We start from the raw sequence: 505 nt of genomic DNA on the forward strand, positions 1-505 counted from the left end.
GAATAAAATCGGGGCCCAATTTATTTAAAGTTTGATCAAGTCTATTTAGGTCTCCTGTCGCATCTTTTACACCTGCAATATTCTTAAGTTCATAAAGTCTTGCCATTGTATCAACTGACATATCAATAACGCAACGACTTGGAATATTATAAATAATAATTGGCAAGCTTGTATTATCATTAATTGATTTATAGTGTTGATATAAACCTTCCTGTGTTGGTTTGTTGTAATATGGAGTAACTACAAGTACGCCATCTGCTCCTGCCTTTTCTGCATGCTTTGTTAGGGCCACAGCTTCAGTTGTAGAATTTGATCCAGTGCCTGCAATTACCGGAATTTTGCCTTTTGCTTCTTTAATACAAAGCTCAATGACTTTTTCATGCTCCTCATGGCTCAATGTGGGCGATTCACCAGTTGTTCCTGCAGGAACTAAACCATTTGTGCCATTTTCAATATGAAAATTTATTAGTTTGATATAACAATCTTCGTCTACTTTATTATTCTT

1 protein-coding gene is annotated in these 505 nt (G+C 35.2%); it reads right to left on the reverse strand.

Annotated elements, in window-relative coordinates; all coding sequences use genetic code 11:
* Nucleotides 1–505: 4-hydroxy-tetrahydrodipicolinate synthase (gene dapA, locus AMN84_RS03575; protein WP_075483455.1), on the reverse strand; the 505-nt coding region annotated here is incomplete at both ends.

Source organism: Candidatus Pelagibacter communis (genome assembly GCF_001180105.1).
GTDB lineage: Bacteria > Pseudomonadota > Alphaproteobacteria > Pelagibacterales > Pelagibacteraceae > Pelagibacter > Pelagibacter ubique_K.